This window comes from Treponema sp. OMZ 790 (assembly GCF_024181285.1).
GTDB lineage: Bacteria > Spirochaetota > Spirochaetia > Treponematales > Treponemataceae > Treponema_B.
In genome coordinates this window covers 1983637-2005838 of record NZ_CP051201.1, presented here as the reverse complement: position 1 = coordinate 2005838, position 22202 = coordinate 1983637, and the positions used below count along the sequence as shown (strand labels likewise).

Annotated in this window: 20 protein-coding genes; 15 read left to right on the top strand and 5 right to left on the bottom strand. The window is 36.3% G+C overall.

Translation table 11 applies throughout. The annotated features are described in order from the left end of the window. Positions 1–9 precede the first annotated feature (9 nt). From E4O01_RS09760 to E4O01_RS09705, 12 genes are all read left to right on the top strand, one after another. Positions 10–1548, top strand: a complete 1539-nt coding sequence (locus E4O01_RS09760; RefSeq protein WP_253692031.1) for an ATP-binding cassette domain-containing protein — start codon at positions 10–12, stop codon at positions 1546–1548. Continuing rightward, positions 1545–2609 (top strand): ABC transporter permease, encoded by a 1065-nt coding sequence (locus E4O01_RS09755; RefSeq protein ID WP_253692030.1) that lies wholly within the window; start codon positions 1545–1547, stop codon positions 2607–2609. Before E4O01_RS09760 ends, E4O01_RS09755 begins: the two co-directional genes overlap by 4 nt. Then, the gene (locus E4O01_RS09750) at positions 2606–3442 is read left to right on the top strand and encodes an ABC transporter permease (protein ID WP_253692029.1); all 837 of its coding nucleotides are present in this window, start codon (positions 2606–2608) and stop codon (positions 3440–3442) included. The genes E4O01_RS09755 and E4O01_RS09750 overlap by 4 nt, the downstream gene beginning before the upstream one ends. 69 nt (positions 3443–3511) lie before the next feature. Next, positions 3512–4120, top strand: coding sequence for a LemA family protein (locus E4O01_RS09745; protein ID WP_253692028.1), 609 nt, complete (start codon positions 3512–3514; stop codon positions 4118–4120). A 19-nt stretch (positions 4121–4139) separates the two neighbouring features. Continuing rightward, entirely contained in the window at positions 4140–4889 is a 750-nt protein-coding gene (locus tag E4O01_RS09740) for a glycerophosphodiester phosphodiesterase (protein ID WP_253692027.1), read from the top strand. A gap of 36 nt (positions 4890–4925) precedes the next feature. Continuing rightward, positions 4926–5837 carry a patatin-like phospholipase family protein gene (locus E4O01_RS09735; RefSeq protein ID WP_253692026.1) on the top strand — a complete coding sequence of 304 codons (912 nt, stop codon included), beginning with the start codon at positions 4926–4928 and terminating at the stop codon, positions 5835–5837. Further along, entirely contained in the window at positions 5821–6171 is a 351-nt protein-coding gene (locus tag E4O01_RS09730) for a NusG domain II-containing protein (RefSeq protein WP_253692025.1), read from the top strand. The genes E4O01_RS09735 and E4O01_RS09730 overlap by 17 nt, the downstream gene beginning before the upstream one ends. Positions 6172–6309: 138 nt before the next feature. Next, entirely contained in the window at positions 6310–7449 is a 1140-nt protein-coding gene (locus E4O01_RS09725) for an N-acetylneuraminate synthase family protein (protein ID WP_253692024.1), read from the top strand. A gap of 3 nt (positions 7450–7452) precedes the next feature. Further along, the gene (locus E4O01_RS09720; protein WP_253692023.1) at positions 7453–7866 is read left to right on the top strand and encodes a J domain-containing protein; all 414 of its coding nucleotides are present in this window, start codon (positions 7453–7455) and stop codon (positions 7864–7866) included. Positions 7867–7877: 11 nt separating this feature from the next. Further along, positions 7878–9827 (top strand): hypothetical protein, encoded by a 1950-nt coding sequence (locus E4O01_RS09715; RefSeq protein ID WP_253692022.1) that lies wholly within the window; start codon positions 7878–7880, stop codon positions 9825–9827. Between the two features lies 1 nt (position 9828). Beyond that, a complete protein-coding gene (gene dinB, locus E4O01_RS09710; protein WP_253692021.1) occupies positions 9829–11016 on the top strand; it encodes a DNA polymerase IV in 1188 nt (395 codons plus the stop codon). Beyond that, positions 11013–14438, top strand: coding sequence for a hypothetical protein (locus E4O01_RS09705; RefSeq protein WP_253692020.1), 3426 nt, complete (start codon positions 11013–11015; stop codon positions 14436–14438). The genes dinB and E4O01_RS09705 overlap by 4 nt, the downstream gene beginning before the upstream one ends. A gap of 34 nt (positions 14439–14472) precedes the next feature. Here the strand turns inward: E4O01_RS09705 and E4O01_RS09700 are convergent, their stop codons facing one another. Then, positions 14473–15270, bottom strand: coding sequence for a TIGR00282 family metallophosphoesterase (locus E4O01_RS09700; protein ID WP_253692019.1), 798 nt, complete (start codon positions 15268–15270; stop codon positions 14473–14475). Between the two features lie 32 nt (positions 15271–15302). Next, positions 15303–16142: a TatD family hydrolase gene (locus E4O01_RS09695; RefSeq protein WP_253692018.1), complete on the bottom strand. Its 840-nt coding sequence runs from the start codon at positions 16140–16142 to the stop codon at positions 15303–15305. Between the two features lie 64 nt (positions 16143–16206). On the opposite strand from E4O01_RS09695, the gene E4O01_RS09690 reads away from it, so the two are divergent. After that, positions 16207–16419 (top strand): hypothetical protein, encoded by a 213-nt coding sequence (locus tag E4O01_RS09690; RefSeq protein WP_253692017.1) that lies wholly within the window; start codon positions 16207–16209, stop codon positions 16417–16419. A 62-nt stretch (positions 16420–16481) separates the two neighbouring features. Here E4O01_RS09690 and efp read toward each other — a convergent pair whose 3' ends face one another. Next, the gene (efp, locus tag E4O01_RS09685) at positions 16482–17045 is read right to left on the bottom strand and encodes an elongation factor P (protein WP_253692016.1); all 564 of its coding nucleotides are present in this window, start codon (positions 17043–17045) and stop codon (positions 16482–16484) included. A gap of 105 nt (positions 17046–17150) precedes the next feature. Here efp and argS point away from each other — a divergent pair, with 105 nt between their 5' ends. Together argS and E4O01_RS09675 are read left to right on the top strand one after the other, a co-directional pair. After that, complete coding sequence (gene argS / locus E4O01_RS09680) at positions 17151–18923, top strand: arginine--tRNA ligase (RefSeq protein ID WP_253692015.1); 1773 nt, start codon at positions 17151–17153, stop codon at positions 18921–18923. 231 nt (positions 18924–19154) lie between these two features. Then, the gene (locus tag E4O01_RS09675; RefSeq protein ID WP_253692014.1) at positions 19155–20021 is read left to right on the top strand and encodes a ComFC family protein; all 867 of its coding nucleotides are present in this window, start codon (positions 19155–19157) and stop codon (positions 20019–20021) included. Between the two features lie 3 nt (positions 20022–20024). On the opposite strand, the gene radC is transcribed toward E4O01_RS09675, so the two are convergent. Beyond that, positions 20025–20702 carry a RadC family protein gene (radC, locus tag E4O01_RS09670; RefSeq protein ID WP_253692013.1) on the bottom strand — a complete coding sequence of 226 codons (678 nt, stop codon included), beginning with the start codon at positions 20700–20702 and terminating at the stop codon, positions 20025–20027. A 50-nt stretch (positions 20703–20752) separates the two neighbouring features. Continuing rightward, a complete protein-coding gene (locus tag E4O01_RS09665) occupies positions 20753–22183 on the bottom strand; it encodes a D-alanyl-D-alanine carboxypeptidase family protein (RefSeq protein ID WP_253692012.1) in 1431 nt (476 codons plus the stop codon). Positions 22184–22202 lie beyond the last annotated feature (19 nt).

Here is a 22202-nt window from a genome sequence, read left to right as displayed (position 1 = left end):
TTTTGTGAAGTGAAAAAGACGACGGCCGAGTTAAGCGGTATTTATAAGATCTACGAAACGGAAAACAAACAAACCGGCGAGGTCTATAAAAATGCCGCTTTAAGTAATGTGAATATAGAATTTTACACTTCCGAAATTCACGCCCTCCTCGGAGAAAACGGAGCCGGAAAATCTACATTAGTAAATATTTTTTCGGGCCTTCTGTCTCCGACGAGCGGCTCTATCAAAATAGCGAATAAGATTTTTAATTTTAACTCCCCTAACGATGCTTTAAATGCAGGGGTTGCAATTGTTCATCAGCGTCCTCGCCTTGCCGCAAATGCAAGTGTTTTTGAAAACATAATGATAGGCACAAAACAGAGGAACCTTTTATCCCTCATAAACCTTCGTGCCGAAAAACAAAAAATAGAAAGTTTAAAGTCAAAATGGAATGTTGACTTGGACTTAAATGCCAAGATAAAAAATCTTTCTGCAGATAAAAGATTTTACACTGTAATGTTTTCGGCTCTTTATACAAATCCTCAGTTTTTAATTTTAGATGAACCGGCTTCCGTTTTTACGGATAAGGAGCGGTATGATTTTTTTTCGGTATTAAAAAAAACGTGTATCGAAGAAAAAATAGGTACTGTGCTGATTACTCATAAGGTTGAAGAAGCTTTAAATTTTGCCGATAGGATTTCGGTTTTAAAAAACGGAAAAATGCAAGGCTCCTTTTTAACGGAAGATTTGGGGAATAATGATGAAGCCGAGCTTTTTATAAAAAAGCAAATATTTTCAGGCGATAAATTTTTAAAATCTGAAGAAGAAATACAAAAACATCACGATAAAAATATTGAAGAAAAAAAGTACGGTTTCGGTTTTTGTATTTCTTTTAATTCAGGCTTCGGTTCCGAAATAAAAAATTTTCAAGTTAAGGCCGAACGCGGAAGTATTACGGGGATTGTAGGCTTCCCTAACAGCGGTATCGAATATTTGGAGGATATCCTTTCGGGAATGTCTAAAGCTAAGAATGTTGATATAGATAAAAGGTGTCACGCAGGCAGCATTGTAATTGAAAATCCGGGAAATGAAAAAAAAGTTTTTAACTGCGAAAAAATTACTCCCTCCCTTCTTCTAAAAAATAAAATAGGTTTTATTCCATCTGATAGAAATTTACGCGGCGCTGATGCAAATCTTACAGTTGAAGAAGTTTTAAATTGTTACCGGTTTAAAAATAATTTTTTTGATAAAAAGAATTCCGATGAATTTATTTTATCCTTATTGAAAGCTGAAAATATAAGTGCCGATAAAAACCGTTTGGCCGGTTCCCTGTCGGGAGGACAGCTCCAGCGTTTGATATTGGCTCGCTGTCTTTCAGAAAATCCTGAAATTATAATAGCTGCAGAACCTGCATGGGGCTTGGATCTTTTGAGCACGGAGCTTCTTATGAATAAGTTTAGGGCTCTTGCAGAGCAAGGCCGAACCATTGTAATATTGACAAAAGAATTCGATACGGCTTCTTATAAAAATGCTTTTGATGCCGTTTATTTTTTAGGAAAAGAAAATTGAGAAGGTATAAATTTTTAAGTTCGGGAGCTGCATTTTTTTTCGGTACCTTGGTAATAATTATCTTTATTTATCTGGGCTCGCAAAATCCTAAAGAAGCATTGTCGGAATTTTTTTTAAAACCCTTTTCTTCCGTTTGGTATTTTGGAAACATGCTGAACAAAACTTCTCTTTTGCTGTTTGCGGCATCCGGTTCTTTATTTGCTTTTAAGTGCGGTTGTTTTAATTTAGGCGGCGAGGGGCAAATATATTTTGCAGGTCTTTTGACAGGAATCCTTTTGCAGCATACTTGGGCAGAACCGATCGTGCAGCTTGTTCTTACAGGCTTTATCGTTTTTATTGCTTCAAGTTTAATCGGTCTTCTTTCGGGATTTTTAAAAATTAAATTTAATGCGGATGAACTTTTAACTTCTTTTTTAATTTCTGCGGCTATTCTGCCTGTTGTAAATTATCTTATAGGCAATCCTTTGCGGGATACATCGGGTAATTTGCTGGCCCTGCCTCCAATAAAAGAAGCCTTTCAGCTTAAAACTTTTTTGCCGCCGTCTTCATTGAATATTTCTTTTGTGTTTTCTATTATTTTGGTTTTGTTTTTTATTATTTTTTTTGCTAAAACAAAGTGGGGCTACCGTTTGCGGCTTTCAGGAACGGCGCCTGAGTTTTCCAAGTTTGCAGGTTTTTCCGTTTATGCTCCGCCTCTTGCAGGAATGGGAATTTCTGCCGGTCTTCACGGCTTAACCGGTTTTTTTGCAATTACGGGAACTTGGTACATCTGTCACTTATCTTTTTCTTCCGGAATGGGATGGTCGGCCCTTGCCGTTGCCCTCATAGCAAAGAATAGTTTCTTTGCCCTTATCCCGGCAGCCTTTTTATACTCTTGGATACAAAGCGCTTCCGATGCTGCCGTAATGTCAGGTTCCTTGTTTTTTGATACGGCCGTATTTTTACAGGCTGTAGTTTTTCTTTTTATTTCTGCAAACTTGTTAAGCCTGCGCTTGACTTCAAGATTGAGTAAAAATATTTCACGCATTAAGATGCTTCTTTTAAAAAGGAAGGGAATATGATTGAAGCCGTCTTGGTTATCTTAAAAATCTCGGCACCTCTTTTGTTTTTAAGTTTAGGAGCTCTCCTTACAGAATATGCAGGCTCTCTTGCAGTTTTTATGGAAGGAGCCGTTATTCTCTCGGCTTTTTTTTGCGCTCTTATAACCATAATAAGCGGTAATCCCTTTTTAGGTTTTATAGCTTCTATTATTTTAACTTCTCTTATTCTGTATTTACTTGCCTTGTTTACCGTTAAAACAAGGGCAAATTCTTTTTTGACAGGGCTTTCTTTAAACCTCTTTGCCGCAGGCTTTGTTCCTTGGGCTTCCGAACTTTTTTTAAAAAAAGGCGGAGTTCTTTCCTTTGAAGATTTTGAAATGTCCTCCCATCTTAGTCCCGTAAATAATCTTAATCCGTTTTTTACGGGTTTAATTTTAGCTGTTGTAATTTTTTTATTTTTAAAATACAGTTCCAAGGGAATCGGCTTAAAATATTCAGGAGAGGCCTCCGACGTTTTAATTGCCCGCGGAATAAATCCCGATAAGTATAAAATATTTTCATGGACTCTTGCCGGTTTTTTTGCAGCTTGCGCCGGATCAACCCTTGTGTTCCGTCTTGCCGCCTACACGCCCAATATAAGTGCGGGAAGAGGCTGGACAGCCTTGGCTGCAATCTTTTTGGGAAATAAAAATCCTCTTTTATGCACTCTCGCCGTCTTACTTTTTTCTGCGGCTGAATATGCCGTGAACATAATGCAGGGTGCCGTAAAAATTCCGTCCGGTATTTTATTATCCTTTCCTTATCTTGTAACTCTTATCTTTTTTATTGCAGCACCTTCCGTTAGAAAAAAATAAGCTCTTGTTTTTTTATTTATAATTTGTTAGATTAAATACATCTTAATTTTAATACTTTATGGAGGCATTATGAGTAAGGGTTTAAAAACCGGATTGATTATTTTGGCTGTTGTTTTTGTTTTAGGTTTCGGCTTATATAGATTTTTTGTAGGAACATATAATTCCATTATCCTTGCAGAGGAGAATGTAAAGTCTTCATGGAGCCAGGTAGAAAATGTTTATCAAAGACGTTTTGATTTAATTCCCAACTTGGTGAATACTGTAAAAGGTTATGCTGCACATGAGTCTAAGGTTTTTACCGAGATTGCAGAAGCAAGATCAAAGGCCGGCGGTGTTATGAAGGTTTCTGACGAGGTTTTAAATAATCCCGAATCCTTTGCAAAATTTCAGCAAGCTCAAAGTGAACTTGGAGCTGCCTTACAGCGTTTATTGGTTATTACCGAAAACTATCCTGAGTTAAAAGCAAATCAAAATTTTATGGATTTGCAGACTCAGCTTGAAGGAACAGAAAACCGTATTGCAGTTGAACGCAAAAGATATAACGAAGCCGTCCAATCATACAATGTTTATATAAGACAATTTCCGCGTTCGATTATCGCAAATATGAACGGCTTTAGAGAAAAGGCTTATTTTAAGGCTGATGATCAAGCCTCGACCGCTCCTAAAGTTGATTTATAAATTTTATTAGGCCTGTAATATGTTTAAAACTCTTAATTTTGCCCACAGAGGGTTTCGAAGTAAATATCCGGAAAACACGATGCTTGCTTTTTCTAAAGCGGCGAACTTAGGTGTTGACGGCATAGAGTTCGATGTTCATCTTTCTTCTGACGGCGTGCCCATTATAATTCATGATGAAGCATTGGATAGAACATGTAATGCTTCAGGCCTTGTAAAAGATTTTTCTTTTGCCGAGTTAAAGAAAATCAATGCCGCAGCAAATTTTAAAAGTGCAGAGTCTTTTAGCGGAACGATGCCTTTGGATGAAAGAATCCCTTCCCTTGAAGAATATTTCGATTTTATAAAAAATAAAAATATTATTTCCAACATCGAATTAAAAACAGGTGTCTTTGAATATTCCGGGATAGAGGAAAAAGTATATGCTCTTTTAAAGCAGTATGATCTTCAAGAAAAATGTATAATTTCTTCTTTTAATCATGAAAGTGTTTTGAGAATGAAAAAGATAGCTCCTTCACTTGTGTGCGGTTTTTTGGTTGATTCTTGGGATCTGCATCCTGCCGATTATTTAAAAAAATACGGAATAGAATGCTATCATCCGCCTGCATATAGGCTCACAAAAGAGTTTGTAGAGGAACTTCATAATGAAGGTTTTAAGGTAAATGCATGGTTCGGTTCAATCCAAACGGACTATGCCCAAGTTTTAAGCACAGGTTTGGATGCAATTATAACGGATTATCCTGACAAGATTGCAGATTTACTTAAAAAATAGCTGGAATAAATTTAAAAATAGATATATAATTATAGTATGAAATGGGCATTGGTTTTATCCGGCGGAGGCGCAAAAGGCCTTGCCTACATAGGAATGTTTAAAGCTCTTGAGGAATTGAAATATCCTCTGCCTGATTGTATTGTCGGCTGTTCGATGGGAGCCATTATCGGCGGACTCTATGCTTCAGGTATGACCGTCGATGAAATGATTTCTTTCTTTTCCAACGATTTTGAATTAACCGATTATCTGGATGTTTCACATCTGGGATTCGGCTTGACTAAACTTACAAAAATCCTGCAAATCGGGGCGGGTTTAAATAATTTAATTTCCCATCAGGGAGCTGATTCAGGAGAAAAAAGCCTGACGCTTTTTAAAAAACTTTCCTGTTATCAAACCTTTGATCAGCTTAGGATTCCTTTCTATTGTAATGCAACGGATTTGTGTGAAGGGGATGAGGTTGTTTTTGATAAGGGGTTTTTAGCTGATGCGATGCGGGCTTCATACTCGTATCCCGGATTTTTTGCTCCGTTTAATCATGACGGGAAACTTTTTGTGGACGGCTGTGTAAAAAATAATACGCCTGTCTGGATTGCAAAAGAAAAAGGTTTTAAAAATATTTTGGCTGTTACTCTTGGAGCTTTTAAAACTATAAACAGTAGTGATATAGATTCTTCTATATCCGTTTTAACAAGATGTATGGAAGTCGCTTCAATAAAACCTGATTATAGAACCTGCAATACTCCGACCCATATTCTTAATATAGATACAGATACGGGATCTTACGATTTTTCCGATCCTCTGTATCAAATTCAAATGGGATATTCCGTAACCATGAATCATCGAAAAGAACTTCTTGAATTTTTTCAAAAAGGTTTTTTTGGTTTTTTAAACCGCAGACGCATGGCAAAAATGACTTCCAAAAGGTTAAAAAGTGAAAAAGTTTTTTAATAAGATTAGAGTCTTGGATGTTGCAATCCTTACCGTAATTGCTGCATTTATAATTTCGGTAGCTCTTTTTATATATTCTGCAGATAATTCCGCTCTTTATTTATCGGTAAGGACGCCGAAAGGAGATTGGATATATCCCATGGATGCGGATGTTTCTTTTACTGTTGAAGGAGAAACCGGGCCTGTAAGTATCAGAATAGAAAAAAACGAAGCCTTCGTGGTTAGTTCAACTTGTTCAAATAAAACCTGTATAGCAGCTCCAAAATTAAAAAATCACGGCGACTGGAATGCCTGTCTTCCGAATAAGGTATTTTTGACTGTCGAAAAAAAATAAAACTTATATGTTTTTGCAAAAGCTGCTTCTCTAATTTGAAAAAGCCGGCTCTATAATTTACAAAAGCCGGCTCTATAATTTACAAAAGCCGGCTCTCTTGTTTTTTTTTAAGATTTGATGTAAGATTTTTTTATTGTTATGTATAATAAATGTGAAGAGTTCAAGCTCGGTTCGGAAATTTTTTCAGTAAAAAATCCTCTTACGATTGCAGAAATAGGAACAAGCCATAACGGTTCTATTAAGGCTGCTGAAGCGCTGATAGATGCCGCGGCTGAAGCCGGAGCAAGGGCTGTAAAATTTCAGATTGTTTATGCCGATGAAATTCTTCATCCGAATACCGGATATGTAGATTTGCCTACAGGAAAGATTCCTCTGTATGAGCGTTTTAAAAGTTTGGAAGTTTCCATAGAATTTTACAAAGAGCTTGCCGAATACAGCCGGTCAAAAAAACTTTTGTTTTCGGCCAGTCCTTTCGGATTTAGATCTGCTGCAGAGCTTGCTGCGTTAAAACCCGATTTTATAAAGATTGCATCACCCGAGCTTAATTATGTACAGCTTTTAAAACACTGTGCTAAGTTTAACTTCTCTATGATTTTATCAAGCGGGGTTTCTCTTTTAAAGGATATTGAAAAAGCTTTAAATTTTTTACACTCTGAAAATAAAGAATTGCAGACAGCTCTTCTTCACTGTATCACATCTTATCCTGCTCCCGAAAAAGAATATAATGTTTCGGTAATTAAAAATTTGAGCCGCATTTTCGGTATTGCCTGCGGTGTAAGCGACCATTCTTTGGATCCGATACTGGTTCCTGCTTTAACCCTTGCATCAGGCGGTTTTATAATAGAAAAACATATCTGCCTTTCCCGTAATGAAAAAGGCTTGGATGATCCTGTTGCTTTAGAACCCGAAATGTTTAAAAAAATGTGTTCTTTTTTAAATTCTTTTTCCGGAAAAACTTATGATGAAATTATCGAGGGTTTAATAAAATTGAACTATTCCGCTGAACTTATAAATGAAGTGCTGGGTTCCGGCGAAAAAAAATTAAGCCCGGCTGAAAGCAGAAACTACGGACGCACAAACAGGTCCATTCATTATCTGCATGATTTAAAAAAGGGAGATGTAATCACGGATAAAGATATTGCCGTTTTGCGAACCGAAAAAGTTTTATCGCCGGGAGTAGAGCCTGAAATGTTTGATAGTTTTATCGGAGTTGTTTTACAAAGACCTGTTACAGCCGGTGAAGGTTTATTGATGCAAGATTTTCTTATAAGGAAATAAAATATGAGTAAGAATTATTATAACGATATGGGAAATATTTTGCGAGATGCTCTCACTTCTGATGAAGACCCTTTTGCTGCAGCTTCTGAAAAATCGAGCGGCCGTTACCGCACAATAGGAGGACGAATGGAACGGCGTCCACCTCCTAAAATAAATAAAGAGACTGTAAGAGTTGCCGTTCCGCCCGAGCTTGTTGAAGATTTTGCCGTATTGAATGTTTTGCCGGGAGTTCCTGTCGATGAATGTAAAAAATCATGGAAGCGCTTGATAAAAAAATATCATCCCGATTTTCAGTCTTCGTCTGCAAAACAAGTTGAAGCTAATGTGATAATAAGGCGTATAAATAATTCTTATCGTAAAATAGAGACTTGGTTTAAGACGGGAAAAATCCTATCGGAAAAAGATTTAAACTCATAAGAGGTAATAAATTGAAGAGTAAGTTTTTTTTAATTTTATTTTTTTTTCTCGTATTCAACTCTTATTCCGAAAACACCATTTATGAAATAGGGCCTAAAAGTGAAAATATTCTTGTTTTTACAGCTTCAAGAAATCAGAATAATGAATCTACTTTTTCGACTCAATTTTTAGAAAATTTTGCAGAAACTCTAAAAAAAGAAAATCTTTTGGTACGGGTTATAATTGCCATTACAGATAATGATGTGCCGGATCTTCCTGAAACAATTGGGATAACCGAATATCAAAATACAAAAAAGATTATTTCAAAGATAAATGAAACTAAATCCGGTCTTGTCTTTATATTATCGGATGGAGCTTCTGATAAAGCCTTGTTGATTCCCGGAGGCGAAAAAAAAACTTGTCCTCCTTGGATGTTAAAAGATTTGCAGGAAATTTTGTTTGAAGAAAATATACCTTTTGATTTTAAGTATAATAATATTATTCTATACCGTCTTGGGATAATCAGTGACGATATATTGGCAGAATATTTAAAGGAAGATATTCCTGCAATAAAAATCTCTTACGGTGCTGATATGCAGACCGCATTGCTTTCTTTAGTCCGTAAGTATTCTCAAGGTATTTCATCGGAATGGGATAGGCACTACAATGTAAAACATTTATTCGGTAGTAGGATTATAAGCGAAACAACACTGGTGATTTTAATAATCGGTGTTACCTTAGCCGCTCTTTTTTATATATTTGTATTCAGCTTTCTATTCGGAAAAAAAAGAGAGAAAAATATTCGAGACCTTGTGCTTCTTTGGCGGGTTCCTATTTTCTTTTTTATAATTAATTTATTTGCCCTATATATGGGTGAATATCTAACCCTTCTTTTATTTTCTGCCAAATTCGGTTTTGAAAATTCAATTAATTTTTTGCCCTTGACGGCTATATTATTAAAATTATTGTTTGCTGCATTAATAAGCTCTTCATTTGTGTATATAAATAGATATTTAAAATTGCCTAATAATATTTTTATCTACGGATATTTGGCCAGTATTGTTTGTTTCTTTAATATATTTATTTTTTCGAGAGTGAATTTATCGTTGGCAATTATTGTTTTGGAAATTTATATTTTATCCTTTTTTTCTTATCATTTTCAAAAATTGTACTCACAAATAATATTTTTTATTTTAAATATTATATTGTTTATGTGCTACTTTTTAGATGTATTATTTATTAAAGATAATCTTATTGATATCTTGTTTTATGCAGATAATACTTTGGCGGCAATGTTTATTCTTCCGTATAGTTTAATGTTTATAAGGTTTTTTGTGCGTTTAAAAATGGAATTTCCCGGAATAAAATCTATGTCATTTATTATGAGCGGAACAATTATATTTGTTACGGTACTTTGTGTTGTAGTTGTTTTGATTTATCCGCCGTTTTTACATCCTAAAAATAATAAAGAATTTATTTTATATAATATTGAAAACGGGAATAAATATATATCCGTCATTTCGAATATAAAAAATACGCATGAAATAATGGAAGCCGATAAAGAATTTCCCGAACTATCCGGAATTAAAGATGATGATTTTATTAAGGTGCAGGCTCGAACCGAAAATTATCTTGAAAGAGTTATAGGTGAAGTAAATATAATTCCTGTGAATAAAATTGCTGCCATGAGGGTTATTATAAACCGAGCCGACGGCTTTCCTATTTATGAAGCGAATATGGATTTTAAAAAATCGGCTGAAGGAAAAAATGCAGAGTTTGTTTCACCTATCAATTTAACTGAACCTTTTTCAATAAAATTTTCTAGCGAAAAAAATGCTCTTTTACATGTAAAAATACTCGCATGGTTTTATGATAATTCTCTTAACTCGGATACGAAATCTTTTAACGAAAAAATAAAAAACGATAAAATGATTTTCCATGTGATAAAAGAATTCGATTTATCGCCTGAAAATGGGAGTTGACATGTCCAAGGGTAAAACTTTTTTTCATGTCGATATAGATGCTTTTTTTGCTTCTGTTGAACAATTGGATAATCCTGAATATCGAGGTAAACCCGTAATTGTCGGCGGTCAATCCGAGCGCGGAGTTGTATCAACCTGTTCTTATGAAGCCAGAAAATTTGGCGTACATTCTGCGATGCCGATTTTGCAGGCTAAAAAACTTTGTCCGAACGGTATATTTTTAAGAGGCAGAATGGGCCGCTACCATGAAAAATCGAAAGAGGTTATGTCTATCTTTAAAGATTTTACCCCCGAAATAAAACAAATTTCAGTTGACGAAGCTTTTTTGAATATGACGGGAATGGAAAAAATATTCGGTGAACCAAGAGACTCGGCTCTCTTATTAAAAAAAACTATAAAAGAAAAAACCGGTTTAACCGTTTCGGTCGGCTGTGCCCGCACTAAATATATTGCAAAGATTGCTTCGGGCCGCTCAAAACCGGACGGTCTTTTTATTGTTCCTTTAGGGCAAGAGATCGATTTTATGAAAAGTCTCCCTTTAGAAGATATTTGGGGAATTGGCGGAAAAACGCGGGAAAGACTTGTTGCTGCCGGATTAAGTACTGTTCCGCAAATCTTTAACTCAAGCGAACATCTTTTACAAACTATTTTGGGAAATGCCGGCGGTAGTTTTTTATATCAAGCTGTAAGGGGAGAGCTTTACGATGTTTTTACTGATGATGTAAAGTCGCATTCCATAAGTACTGAAAGAACATTTGAGCATGACTTATTTTCTCATATAGAGATAAATGATGTTCTTTTTTATCTTGCATCCGAGCTTATGTACAGGATATTCGACGAAAAAATAAAGGGGAAAACCGTTTCGGTCAAAATACGATATAATGATTTTAAAACAGTTTCCGTTCAGAGCACCGGCTCCGTTGTAAATGATACACAGGATTTATTTGAAAGAGCAAAAGAGCTTTTTTATAAAAAATTCGATAATAAAACTCCGATAAGACTGCTGGGGCTTTGTATTATGAATGTTGAATCCGATATTCCGGAAGCTCAAAGCGAATTATTTTACAGTGAAAAAAATATAAAAAAAAGAAAAGTAGAAGAAACTATGTACGCTCTGACCAAAAAAGAGGGTAAAAATATTTTAAAACCTGCGCGCCTTTTACAAAAAAATAAGGAAGGCCTTGAATGAAAAAAAAGTTTTTAATATTGTTTCTGCTTCTTATTTTTTTATTAACATCTGTACAAGCTTCTGAAACTGATGAAACTTCCGATATTGATTTTGGTATTGATCTGATTAAAAACAGAACCGGAGAAAATAAGGCCGGGCAATATTATAAAAATTTTGATAAAGAAAATATAACGCTTTTTTTGGACGGATTTTGGGATCTTGAATTTTTAGGCCTTTCATCTTTTGAATTTGTTCAAGGTTATGCAAAGGTAAACTCTTTTCAGGGAGTGTTTAAACAAAAAGCAAATTTGTCTTTATTGTTTTTGCTCAATAAAAGTTTTTATTTTGAAACATTGTATAAAGATGATTATAAAAAAAGTTTTTTGGCCTTAGGGTATTTTGGAAAAGAAGGATCTCCTATTAAACATATAAGAGCCGGTAACAGTAATATAAAATTTCCGCTTAATTACGGATATGTCGATACCGGAGGCGGTAAATTTATAAGTCCCGGCATTATGGGGGCATTTGCAGGAGAAACTTGGAATGCCGATGCGGTGCTCAGGTATGAAAGTTCCGAATATAATTCAAAAATATATTACGGCAGTACGGAAATTGTAGAAAATAAGATTTCGATTAATGCTTGGCAAAGAGCAATGCATTTTTATATTCCTGCGGATAATCTATACGGTAAACCCGTCTCGGTTTTTGTTAAAGATTTTGCCGGAGGTCAATGGAGGCCTTTAAGCCCTGATGAATTTTCGGTCGATCCGCATTTAAAAGTTTTATCGTTAAAAAAATCTTATCCTGAAGGAGTCGCCGTAAATTATTTTGATTTGGAGTCTAATCCTTCAGGGATAGGTGATTCCCATTTACAAAATGTTAAAGCTTATTTTTCTGCATCAGCGTCAATTCCGGCTGTTAACGAAATAGTTAATTTTATGACAGCTCACTCGGCAATGGATTCTTATAAAAAAAGAATTTATGGAAAAGACTATTTGGTTTTAAAAGAGAAAATGTTTTCACCCTTTGAGATCGCTTCGAGATATAGCGTACCTCAAAATGAAACCGATCCTTCTGTGGTAATTTTTGATATAAATCATCAAAATGAAACTTCGGCTTTTACGGCAAGTATAGAAACGACAAATAATTTTTTGAGCGATTTTCAAAAATTAAAATTTATTCAAGTGCTGGATTCACTTAATGGTTATGATTTTAGCAGAGTTGAGCAAATGTTTCCTTTCCGTAAAACGGATTCTAAAATATATCTTCCGGATAATTCGGATGAATCTAATTTAAATTTTCAAATACTATGTAAAAATTATCTCCCTTCTCCGGGGTTTGTTTTACCCGATACTGCTATTCCCGGAAGTATTCGTGTCTTTAAAAATAGAATAAGCATATCCAATTTTACTTACAATGAATCTACATACACGGTAACAATAAATGAACCCATTCTTTCAAACGATATTGTGGAAATTCAATGGAAGGAGGGTCTTACATATTCGGATTCGGGAACAGTGCGTTTTGCCGGAGGAGCTCACTGGAAACTGCTTGCCGGTTTGGATATGTTTTTTGCCGGTTCCGGCGATTGGGAAATTACAAAGCAAAAATATAATCCGATAGACACATATAAACTTTCAGCCGGAATAGATTATAAAACCAAAAATATAAATACGGGTTCCGTTTTTGGTTTTCAAGCCGATGCAGACCGCAAGAAAAAAGCAAAAGCACAGTTTTATTCGTTTAAAAATAAATCTTATTTTAGTTATAGTTTTGAAGGTTCCTTTTATTCAAAAAATGAAGTGCCCATATTTTCAAATCCTATTTTTTATTTTGAAGAAAATTTTATCGGCAATAAAAAATCGTTAAACCTTCATACAAAAACCAATGCTTCTTTAGATATTTGGAAAATAAAATTGGCAGGTTTATTATCGTTAAAAAATGATTTTTTATCAGGTAATTCAAATTTTAAAATTATTGAAAGTTACGGACACTCGGTAACGATACCTATTTATTATTTTTCTGCTTCTGAAGATTTTTTTGTGAATATACATGACAGCATATTAAGAAGAGAAGGAAAAATTAACTTTGAAAAATATGTAAATATAAATTATATGACGGCCATCGATTATAATAAAGACTATACCTCCCAAAGAATGTATGCTTCAATTTCTCCTATTATTCCTGAAGCGAATTTCGGAGTCATATATACACAGACTGATTTTTCTATAAACCAAAAATATAAAAATATTTTTAATCCTTCATCATATTCTTATGATCATGCATGGTCAAAGAGTTTAGTTGATATGTATTCAAAAGGCGAAAAAAATGCCGAAGACAGGAGCGGGGGGATAACTTTTTTATTTAATTATTTTCCAAAAGACGAGAATAAAGAAGGTATTCAATTATCAGGTTTTAATTTTGATGCTTTTTCGAAAACCGTTTTTCAAGGTAAGACAAAAAAGAAATCAATCGATGAAACCGGATTTGAAATTTCCATTCCGTTTAATACGGGAAAAATATTTTTTTTCCCGATTATCAAAAGAAAGATCACAAAAGAAAAAAACGGTACAGAGGCAGAAAAGCTTGAATCGTATGCTTCCGATTTACGTTCCTTATTTACCGGTTTAGGCGGACAGTATTGGCTATTTTCAAAACCTTTCTTTTACGATATGTTCGATCAAAAAATAAATACTCAAATTCAAAGTGAGAATAAAGATTTATTTTTCGGTTTTTTCAATTCTTACGGATTTAGCCTTTCAAGATTGATAAGCGGTTCTATAAAAGATTTGTACACTCCTATTGACTTTGGTACGTCTGTATCCCGATTGGTTCAGTCGGCTCAATCGAATGCAGGGCCTATAAGTATATACGGTATAGATTTCTCGTTTAAATATACGGCTTTAAATATATCAGGTAAATATGGGTATTTTGATTGGTTTAAGTTTTATGATCAAGACGAATTAAACAGGCTTTATAAATTCGGTTTTTCATTCGGAAAAAATTTTTTTAAATTTAATCTTAACTCTGTTCATAGTCTTTATTTTTTCTTTGGTTCGAATAATAAGCTCGGGTTTGAAAATGAATTTTTATATAAGGCTTCAAAAATAGAAAATACAAAACTTATGACCGATGAGTGGAAAGAAAAATTAAGTATAATGTTTTCTTATAAAGGCGGCTCATCACTTCCTCGTCTGCTAATAGAAACTTTTTCAAAAATACCTTTATCGGACAGCCGGGAAGAAAGACTTTCTGTGGAATTTTCGCAAAATAAAACTTTACCGAAACTTAATTATAAATTTTCTTTTAGGCATTCGCAATCTACAAAAATAGGTGCACACGGAGAGGTAAAAATATTTGCAGAATTAGAAGGCTCCTCTACAAAGTCAAATTCTTTTTTACTTAATGTAAATGCCGGAATTTCAGGAAAGGTCGATTTTTAAGAGTTAGGAATTTGTTTAGTGCATCTATTATGCTTTAGGAACTGATCTGAATTCTTTTTACTGAAACGGCCTTTTTTGTTTCGGTATCTATTTCTGCAATTAAACCGCAAAATATTGCAACCCCGTCTTCAAGGACTTCGACCCGCTGCGGAACCTGACTCTTTGTTCTTGTAATAGCGGTAAAAGGGCTGCCTCCGATTACGGATTCTTTTGCTCCTATCATTCCGAGGTCGGTAATATAAGCCGTACCGTTCGGCAAAATCCTTTCATCTGCCGTTTGGGTATGTGTATGGGTTCCTGCAAATACCGAGACTCGTCCGTCAACATAAAAAGCGAGAGCTTCTTTTTCCATTGTAGATTCTGCATGGAAATCTATGATGTTAATTGTTTCGGATAAGTTATTTTCACTTTGAGAACAAAAAAGAGAATCAACGGATTGGAAAGGACAGTCAATAGGTCTCATGTTTTCTCTCCCTTGAAGATTTATTACGCTGTACCTTATTCCGTTTTTTTCGACAATGACGAGTCCCGAACCTTGTGCGAGAGGAAAATTATGCGGCCGTAAAACTCTTTTATCCTTACCGAAGTTCATACGGATTTCGAATCTTTCCAAAGTATGATTTCCTCCGGTTATAACATCGACGCCTGCATTAAAAAAAGCTTCAGTCTGATCGTCTTTTATTCCTACACCGTGGGCCGTGTTTTCTCCGTTTACCACGCAAAAATCTATTTTTTCTTTTTCTATTATAAAGGGCAAATGTTTTTGCAGGGTTTCAAGGCCTAAGTTTCCGCAAACATCTCCGCCCATAAAAATTCTTATAAATTGTTTCATATGGCTTATTTTAAAATAAGATTAAAAAAAAATCAATTACCTTTAACGTTGACATTACTTTTAAAATCGATACTGTATGCTTTTTTAAAATTTTCAAAGATGGAATCCTTTAATTCTTCCGTATAATTTTTGTGATTTTGCTCATCATAGTTTAAAAACCCGGCCGATTCAGCCCGTATTTCTGCAAGCATAGAAAACACTCTTTTTATATCTGCAGGGAGTGAAAATTTTTCTTCTTTTAAACTCATATATGGGGCATCCGTTTCCGTTAAAATTCTTTTCTTTTCTAAATTTGCGGCCGTTTCAATTTGAGCTTTTTGTCCGCGGAGCAGGCCCTTGCCGATACAAAAATATGCATTTACGCCTTTTTTTAAAAGCGACCTTGCTTCGTTTGCAGAGCCTGCCCATCCGTGAAAGATAACCGCATTTATTTTTTTTAGAGTCTTTACATCATCGAAGATGAGATGCATCCCTTTTCTGCAATGAACTATTATGGGAAGTCCCGATTTTAAAGCAAAATCTAGCTGTATCTTCCATACTTTTTTTTGCTCATCCAATATGCTTCGGTAGTGCTCGTCAAAAAGATCAAACCCGCATTCGCCGATAGCCGCTATTTTTTTTGAGTTTATAAGTTTTTCTAAATAGGGAATTTCATTTTCTATCGGGCATTGAGGATGTATGCCGAACGAAAGGATAAAATGCTCGGAATTCTCCCTGCATAATTTTTTTTGAACCTCAAAACGAGCTGCTTCATTTGCCGATGCACAAAAAAAGATTTCTTCATCAAATGTCTTTGAAATTGAATTTTCGATATTTTGAGAAGCCGATTCTTCTATTGTGTCTAAGATATGAACATGGGCATCAGTATACATGAAACCATTATATCCTAAAGGTCTTTTTTTGTATACCGAAAATAATACTATACGGAGGGAAACTATGAAATTATATTCGATAAAAACTACACAAGGCGACGCTTCATATTGTTCTATTTTACAAGAAACTGATGCCGGATACATCCTGCGTATTTGTATGGATAAAGAAGGTTATCAAAAAATAAGTGAAGATTTTATAGAAAAAGATCTTTTTGATATGTGCGTCCGCACCGGTTATATTCATGAGCTTGCGGAATCGTCTTCCGTAGTTGCCTAAAGCTGTTAGAAACAGTAATTAAGGGGGCTGTTCTCCTTAATTACTGTTTTTTTTATCAATTTTTAGTTATTGACTCTTTCCTGATATTCGTTTGTTTCAGTATTTACCAATATTTTTTCTCCTTGTTTAATAAACAAGGGAACGCGTACTACAAGCCCTGTTTCGGTAACTATGGGCTTTGTTGCTCCCGAAACGGTATCGCCTTTTATGTAATTTTCGCTTTGTTCTACAATAAAAATCATCTTTGTAGGAATTCTTACGTCGATAGGCTCATTCTCCCAGATAAGAATATCGTATTCGTCTCCTTCTCTCAGATAGTGCTCCTTATCGCCTATTGTATCGGCAGGAACCGAAATTGATTCAAAACTTTCGGTGTCCATAAACATAAATAAGTCGCCGTCCTTGTACTGATACTGACACTTATGTGTATCGACCACGGCATCTTCAACGGTATCTGCTGTTTTGATAGTCTGCATTAAAACAGAGCCGTCTCTTAAATTCTTCATTTTAACACGGGCAAAGGCCGCTCCCTTTCCGGGGTTTACAAATTCCCGTTCAACAACCAAATAGGGAGTACCCTTATTGAGCAAAACCGTGCCCTTAGCTATATCTCCGCCTCTAATCATTTTTCACCTCATTAAAAATTGTGTGTTATTCTAGCATTTTTTGCATTTTTATGCAAGCAGAACCCGATTGAAAACTTTCAAAAAATACGGTATAATCAACTTCTTATGGAAGACATTAAAACTACATGGCAAAAAATCATTGCCGATGCCTTAAACGGGATTGCTCCCGAAAATTGCGATAAGATTTTACCCGAAAATATAAATATAGAAACTCCTCCCAACCCTGAGATGGGGGATGTGGCCTTTCCTCTTTTTGCCTTTGCAAAGAGCTTTAAAACTGCTCCGGCTAAGATTGCTTCAGATGTCTGTGCCAGTCTTTTGGAAAATGAGACAATAAAAAAATACGGAACACCTAAGGCTCTCGGCCCATATTTAAACGTCTTTCTTGCCAAGGGAGACGTGGCCTCGAATGTTTTGGACAAGGTGCTAAGTCAAAAAGAAAACTACGGGAAAACTTCTTCTCTTTCAGGCAAGAGAATTATGATTGAGTTTTCAAGTCCGAACACAAATAAGCCTCTCCACTTAGGGCACCTCCGTAACGATGCTCTGGGTGAAAGTATTTCGCGTATTTTAAAATTTTGCGGGGCAGATGTTTTTAAGGTAAACATTATAAACGATCGGGGTGTTCATATCTGTAAGTCCATGATAGCCTATCAAAAGTTCGGCGAAGGAAAAACTCCCGAAAGCGAAAATATAAAATCAGACCGCTTTGTCGGCGATATGTATGTTGCCTTCCATAAATACAGTGAACAAAATCCCGAAAAGGCCGAGGCCGAGGCAAAGCAGATGCTTTTGGATTGGGAGGCCGGAAAGAATAAGGAGCTCATCGAGCTTTGGAAAATGATGAACGGCTGGGCTATAGGCGGCATTCAAGAAACCTATAAAAGAACCGGCATCTCCTTCGATAAACTTTATTATGAAAGCGAAACTTATTTAAAAGGAAAGGATCAGATTTTAAAAGGTTTGGAGCAGGGTGTTTTTTATAAGGAAGAAGACGGCTCCGTTTGGGTTGACCTTGCTCCCATCAAGCTCGACAAAAAAGTATTGCTGAGGAGCGACGGCACTTCTCTTTACATGACACAGGATATAGGAACTGCAATTTCCCGCCACAAGGATTGGCCCTTTAACCAAATGATCTATGTTGTAGGAAACGAGCAGGAGTATCATTTTCAAGTTCTTTTCTATGTTTTAAAACAACTCGGTTTTGAATGGGCTCGCGACCTATACCATCTTTCTTACGGAATGGTAAACTTACCTGAGGGAAAGATGAAAAGCCGCGAGGGCACGGTAGTGGATGCCGATGACCTTATCAATTCTCTTCAAGATGAGGCTCTAAAAAAAATCGAAGAAAACGGAAGAGAAAAGGAAGTGGGGAACCCCGCCTCTGCTGCCGAAAAAATTGCAGTAGGCGCTCTGCATTATTTTCTTTTACAGGTAAGTCCCAAAAAAGACATGCTCTTTAATCCTAAGGAATCTCTTTCTTTTACCGGAAACACAGGCCCCTATCTTCAATACATGGGAGCCCGAATTTCTTCCATTTTAAGAAAGGCAGAAACTGAAGAGGGCAAAGAAAAACTAAAGAACGGAAAACTAGATGCTTCCCTTTTAACTCACGAATCCGAATGGGCTCTTTTAAAAACATTGGAGGATTTTCCCGAACAGGTTGAACGCTCTGCCTTAAAAAAGGATCCGACGGCTCTTACTTCCTATCTTTACGAACTTTCAAAAGCCTTCAGCCGCTTCTATCGTGATTGCCCGATTCTTTCGGGAGAGAACGCAGACCTTTCTTATACAAGAATGGAATTGGCAAGGGCAACCAAGATAGTGCTTCAAAACGCAATGAACCTCGTGCTAATTCCCTTTATGGAAGTAATGTAGAATTCCGTAAAAAGTAAATATTCCGTTTAATTTTTTTAAAAAATTTTAAAAAATACTAAAAGACTCATAAAATTAAGATAATACTTATAGAGAGGCAGGCTAAACATTTCGGCAGAAATTCTGCCTCAATGTTTAGCTGATTGTATGCGGTTTATAAATAAACCGCTTTGAAAAAACTTTTTTCGGGATTTGATAATCCCTGCAAAAAGTTTTTATAAAAGAGGTATTATCATGATAAAAAGATTTAAATTAAGGGCATTGACCTGTTTCCGGAATATTTATGCCCGGATAATTTGTCCTCAGGTTTGTTCCTTTTGCGGGGCAGAAACGGGAACAGGGATTCCGCTTTGTGGTAAGTGTTTACAAAAAGAAATGACCGAGCCTGTTTTGTTCCGTCTTAAACACCCGGAAAAGTTTTGTTCGTCTTGCGGAAAAATTTTAATTTCCGAAAAAGAACTTTGCACAAATTGCAGGGCTAAATTACGGGAAAAAAATGAAGAAGGGGCAGGAGAAAAAACGAATGAGCAGAAATCTGAAAAAAAAGAGGGTAGTGCAAAACCGCTTTCACTTCAATCCGATTTCGTAAAAAGGGTCTACACGCTCTATCCTTACAAGGGCAGGGGAGGAGAGCTTTTACGCTTGTGGAAAAATCAAAACATGAGAGGTTTTGCAGAAATTTATGCTTCTGCCCTTGCTGCCTTTATCGAAGGGAGTCTTGAGCTTCAAAACATTCCTATGGTGCCGGTACCGCCCCGTCCTAAAAAGATTAAAAACAAAGGCTGGGATCAAATAGAAGACCTCTCCGTCTATTTGGAACATTTGTATAAGCTTCCTGTTCTCCGCTGCTTAAAACGGAAGGACGGGGCTTCCCAAAAAAGCCTTTCCCGCGAAAAACGGGCAAGCAACCTAAAGGGAAAGATTTTTTTAAAACAAAAAAAGCGGCTTTTACAATCCAAGGATTTAAAAACCGCCTTGCCCGAAAAGCTTATCATCTTGGACGATGTTATGACCACAGGAGCAACCCTTAACTTTTGTGCTGCAGCCTTAAAAGAAGGAGGCTGCAAAGAAGTAATCGGGCTCTGCCTCTTTTTCGATTAGAGCTTACATATCCAATCTCATGCCGCTTTGCACAAAGCTGAAAAAATTTCCGTTAGGCACCAAGATTATGTGATCCAAAAGCTTGATGCCTAAAATTTGCCCTGCCTCGTATATGCGGCGAGTCAGCTCCACATCTTCACTTGAGGGCTCCAAATTTCCCGAAGGATGATTATGGGCTGCAATTATTGCAGCCGCCCTGTCCTTTAGCGGATCGGAATAAACCTCACGCGGATGCACAATCGTTCTGTTGATTGTACCGACACTTACAACACGGGTTGCAATAATTTCGTTTGCTCCATTTAAGGAAACGCAGATAAAATGCTCCCTGTCCCTCCCTGCATAGTGCTGCAAGAGCGGAACAACATCGGTCGGGTGCGAAATCGTTCGGTTCTTATTGTCGTAATACCTCCTTCCCAATTCCATGGCAGCAAGAACCGTTGAAATCTTTGAATCTCCCATCCCGCGGATAGAGCGCAGATAGCCCTCAATTTTTTCGGGCCTTGCCCTGTCGATGTGGAGAATAATGTCCTCGGCCAATTCTTTTACGGGTTTATCCTTAATGCCTGTGCGTAAAAGAATGGCCACCAAATCGGAGTCGCTTAAATTTTGAGGCCCGTACTCTAAAAGCCTTTCCCGCATATCGGGTTTGTCCGTACAGGATAAATTTTTATAGCCTATCATCAATTATATTGTATGTATTATTTTAAATATTTACTATACTTTTATAAAAATTATCTAAAAAACCCGTCGATAAATTTTCTAAAAGATGAGCCTTCTTTTATATCGATCGGGCAAAGGAGGGGAATGGTTTTTAGGACAAGCCCTGAATCTTTAATCCTGTATTCTATAGAACCGATTTGCCGGCCGGCAGAAATAGGAGCCTTTATTGTTGCAGGTAAATTGATTACCCTTTCTATATGCCCTTCATCGTTTTTTAACACGGTGATATAGTCTTGTGAAAAATCCAAATTTGCAAGGACGGGAATAATTGCGGAATTTTTTACGTTTAGGTTTGAGCCCAGTACCTTTACGGCTTTTTCGATTTTGTTGTGCTCCCTTATATCAAGGCTTGTAAAATTATCGAATGCAAAGTTCATAAGCTTAATCGAATTTTGCTCTCTTGTGGAGACACCGTCTTTTAAGTTTTTCCAATGACCGCCCAAGATAACCGCAATAAAACGTTCTCCGTTTTTTTGAGCCGTAAGCGAAATATTAAAACCCGACTCGTAAATAAAGCCCGTTTTTAAGCCGTCACAGCCTTCCAGTTTTTTTAAAAGAGTATTGGTAGCAGGTTTTGTAATTTGAAACTGCTTTAAGCCTGAGGAATTTTTTTTGATAAAGATGTTGTGTTCTTGAGGATAGCTTATCTCATTTAGCGAATGAAACTTTTTTAAGTTTTCGGGATAGCGTTTTAAATAATGGAGGGAAAATAGGGCAAAGTCCTTGGCAGAGGTTTGATTCTTTTCGCTTAAGCCCGAAGAGTCCTCAAAGCAGGTGGATTTTAAACCCATCTTTTTGACGGCTTCGTTCATTTTAAGCGTAAACTTTTTAAGGCTTCCTTCCGTAAGGATGGCTGCGGCAAGGGCTGCATCATTCCCGGAACAAACTGCCATTCCCCTTATAAGTTCTTCGACGCTTAAATTTTGATTTTCTCCCAAGCCCATCCAAGCAGCCCCTCGCGGTAAAAAAACGGCCCAAGCTTCCTTGGGAGGACTGACCCTCTTTTCCATCCTTTTAAATTCGGGATTTTGGAGCATGGTATAAATCGTTACCAGCTTTGTAAGGGAGGCAGGAGGAATTTGTTTATCTGCATTGTGTTCCGCTAAAATTGTTCCTGTTTTTGCATGAATGAGAATGTAGGATTCGGCATCGATTTGAGGTAATTCGATATCGGCCGGTTTTACCGCATCTGCAGAAGGCAGGTCTTGAACCGGTAAGAAATTTTCGATGGAATTAAGGGGCGGAAACTCGGCATTGAATTTATGCTCTTTGTAAAAAATATCAAGAGCTCTTTCAGCCTGTTCAGAAGAAACTTGAAGAGGCTCGGCCTTTTTTAATTCCGAGACATAAAAAAAAATAAAGCCTGCAAATCCAAGGGCACAAAAAAGCGCAGCCGCAAAGAGGATAAAAATAAACTTTATAATTATTGCGCTGCGCTTCATAGCTCAAATCTTCTCTCTT

Coding starts and splice junctions, on each gene's coding strand:
- E4O01_RS09705 (WP_253692020.1), top strand. CDS start 11,013: ATGAAAAAAAAGTTTTTAATATTGTTTCTGCTTCTTATTTTTTTATTA.
- E4O01_RS09665 (WP_253692012.1), bottom strand. CDS start 22,183: ATGAAGCGCAGCGCAATAATTATAAAGTTTATTTTTATCCTCTTTGCG.
- dinB (WP_253692021.1), top strand. CDS start 9,829: ATGTCCAAGGGTAAAACTTTTTTTCATGTCGATATAGATGCTTTTTTT.
- radC (WP_253692013.1), bottom strand. CDS start 20,702: ATGATAGGCTATAAAAATTTATCCTGTACGGACAAACCCGATATGCGG.
- E4O01_RS09690 (WP_253692017.1), top strand. CDS start 16,207: ATGAAATTATATTCGATAAAAACTACACAAGGCGACGCTTCATATTGT.
- E4O01_RS09750 (WP_253692029.1), top strand. CDS start 2,606: ATGATTGAAGCCGTCTTGGTTATCTTAAAAATCTCGGCACCTCTTTTG.
- E4O01_RS09745 (WP_253692028.1), top strand. CDS start 3,512: ATGAGTAAGGGTTTAAAAACCGGATTGATTATTTTGGCTGTTGTTTTT.
- efp (WP_253692016.1), bottom strand. CDS start 17,045: ATGATTAGAGGCGGAGATATAGCTAAGGGCACGGTTTTGCTCAATAAG.
- E4O01_RS09695 (WP_253692018.1), bottom strand. CDS start 16,142: ATGTATACTGATGCCCATGTTCATATCTTAGACACAATAGAAGAATCG.
- argS (WP_253692015.1), top strand. CDS start 17,151: ATGGAAGACATTAAAACTACATGGCAAAAAATCATTGCCGATGCCTTA.
- E4O01_RS09735 (WP_253692026.1), top strand. CDS start 4,926: ATGAAATGGGCATTGGTTTTATCCGGCGGAGGCGCAAAAGGCCTTGCC.
- E4O01_RS09720 (WP_253692023.1), top strand. CDS start 7,453: ATGAGTAAGAATTATTATAACGATATGGGAAATATTTTGCGAGATGCT.
- E4O01_RS09675 (WP_253692014.1), top strand. CDS start 19,155: ATGATAAAAAGATTTAAATTAAGGGCATTGACCTGTTTCCGGAATATT.
- E4O01_RS09700 (WP_253692019.1), bottom strand. CDS start 15,270: ATGAAACAATTTATAAGAATTTTTATGGGCGGAGATGTTTGCGGAAAC.
- E4O01_RS09740 (WP_253692027.1), top strand. CDS start 4,140: ATGTTTAAAACTCTTAATTTTGCCCACAGAGGGTTTCGAAGTAAATAT.
- E4O01_RS09725 (WP_253692024.1), top strand. CDS start 6,310: ATGTATAATAAATGTGAAGAGTTCAAGCTCGGTTCGGAAATTTTTTCA.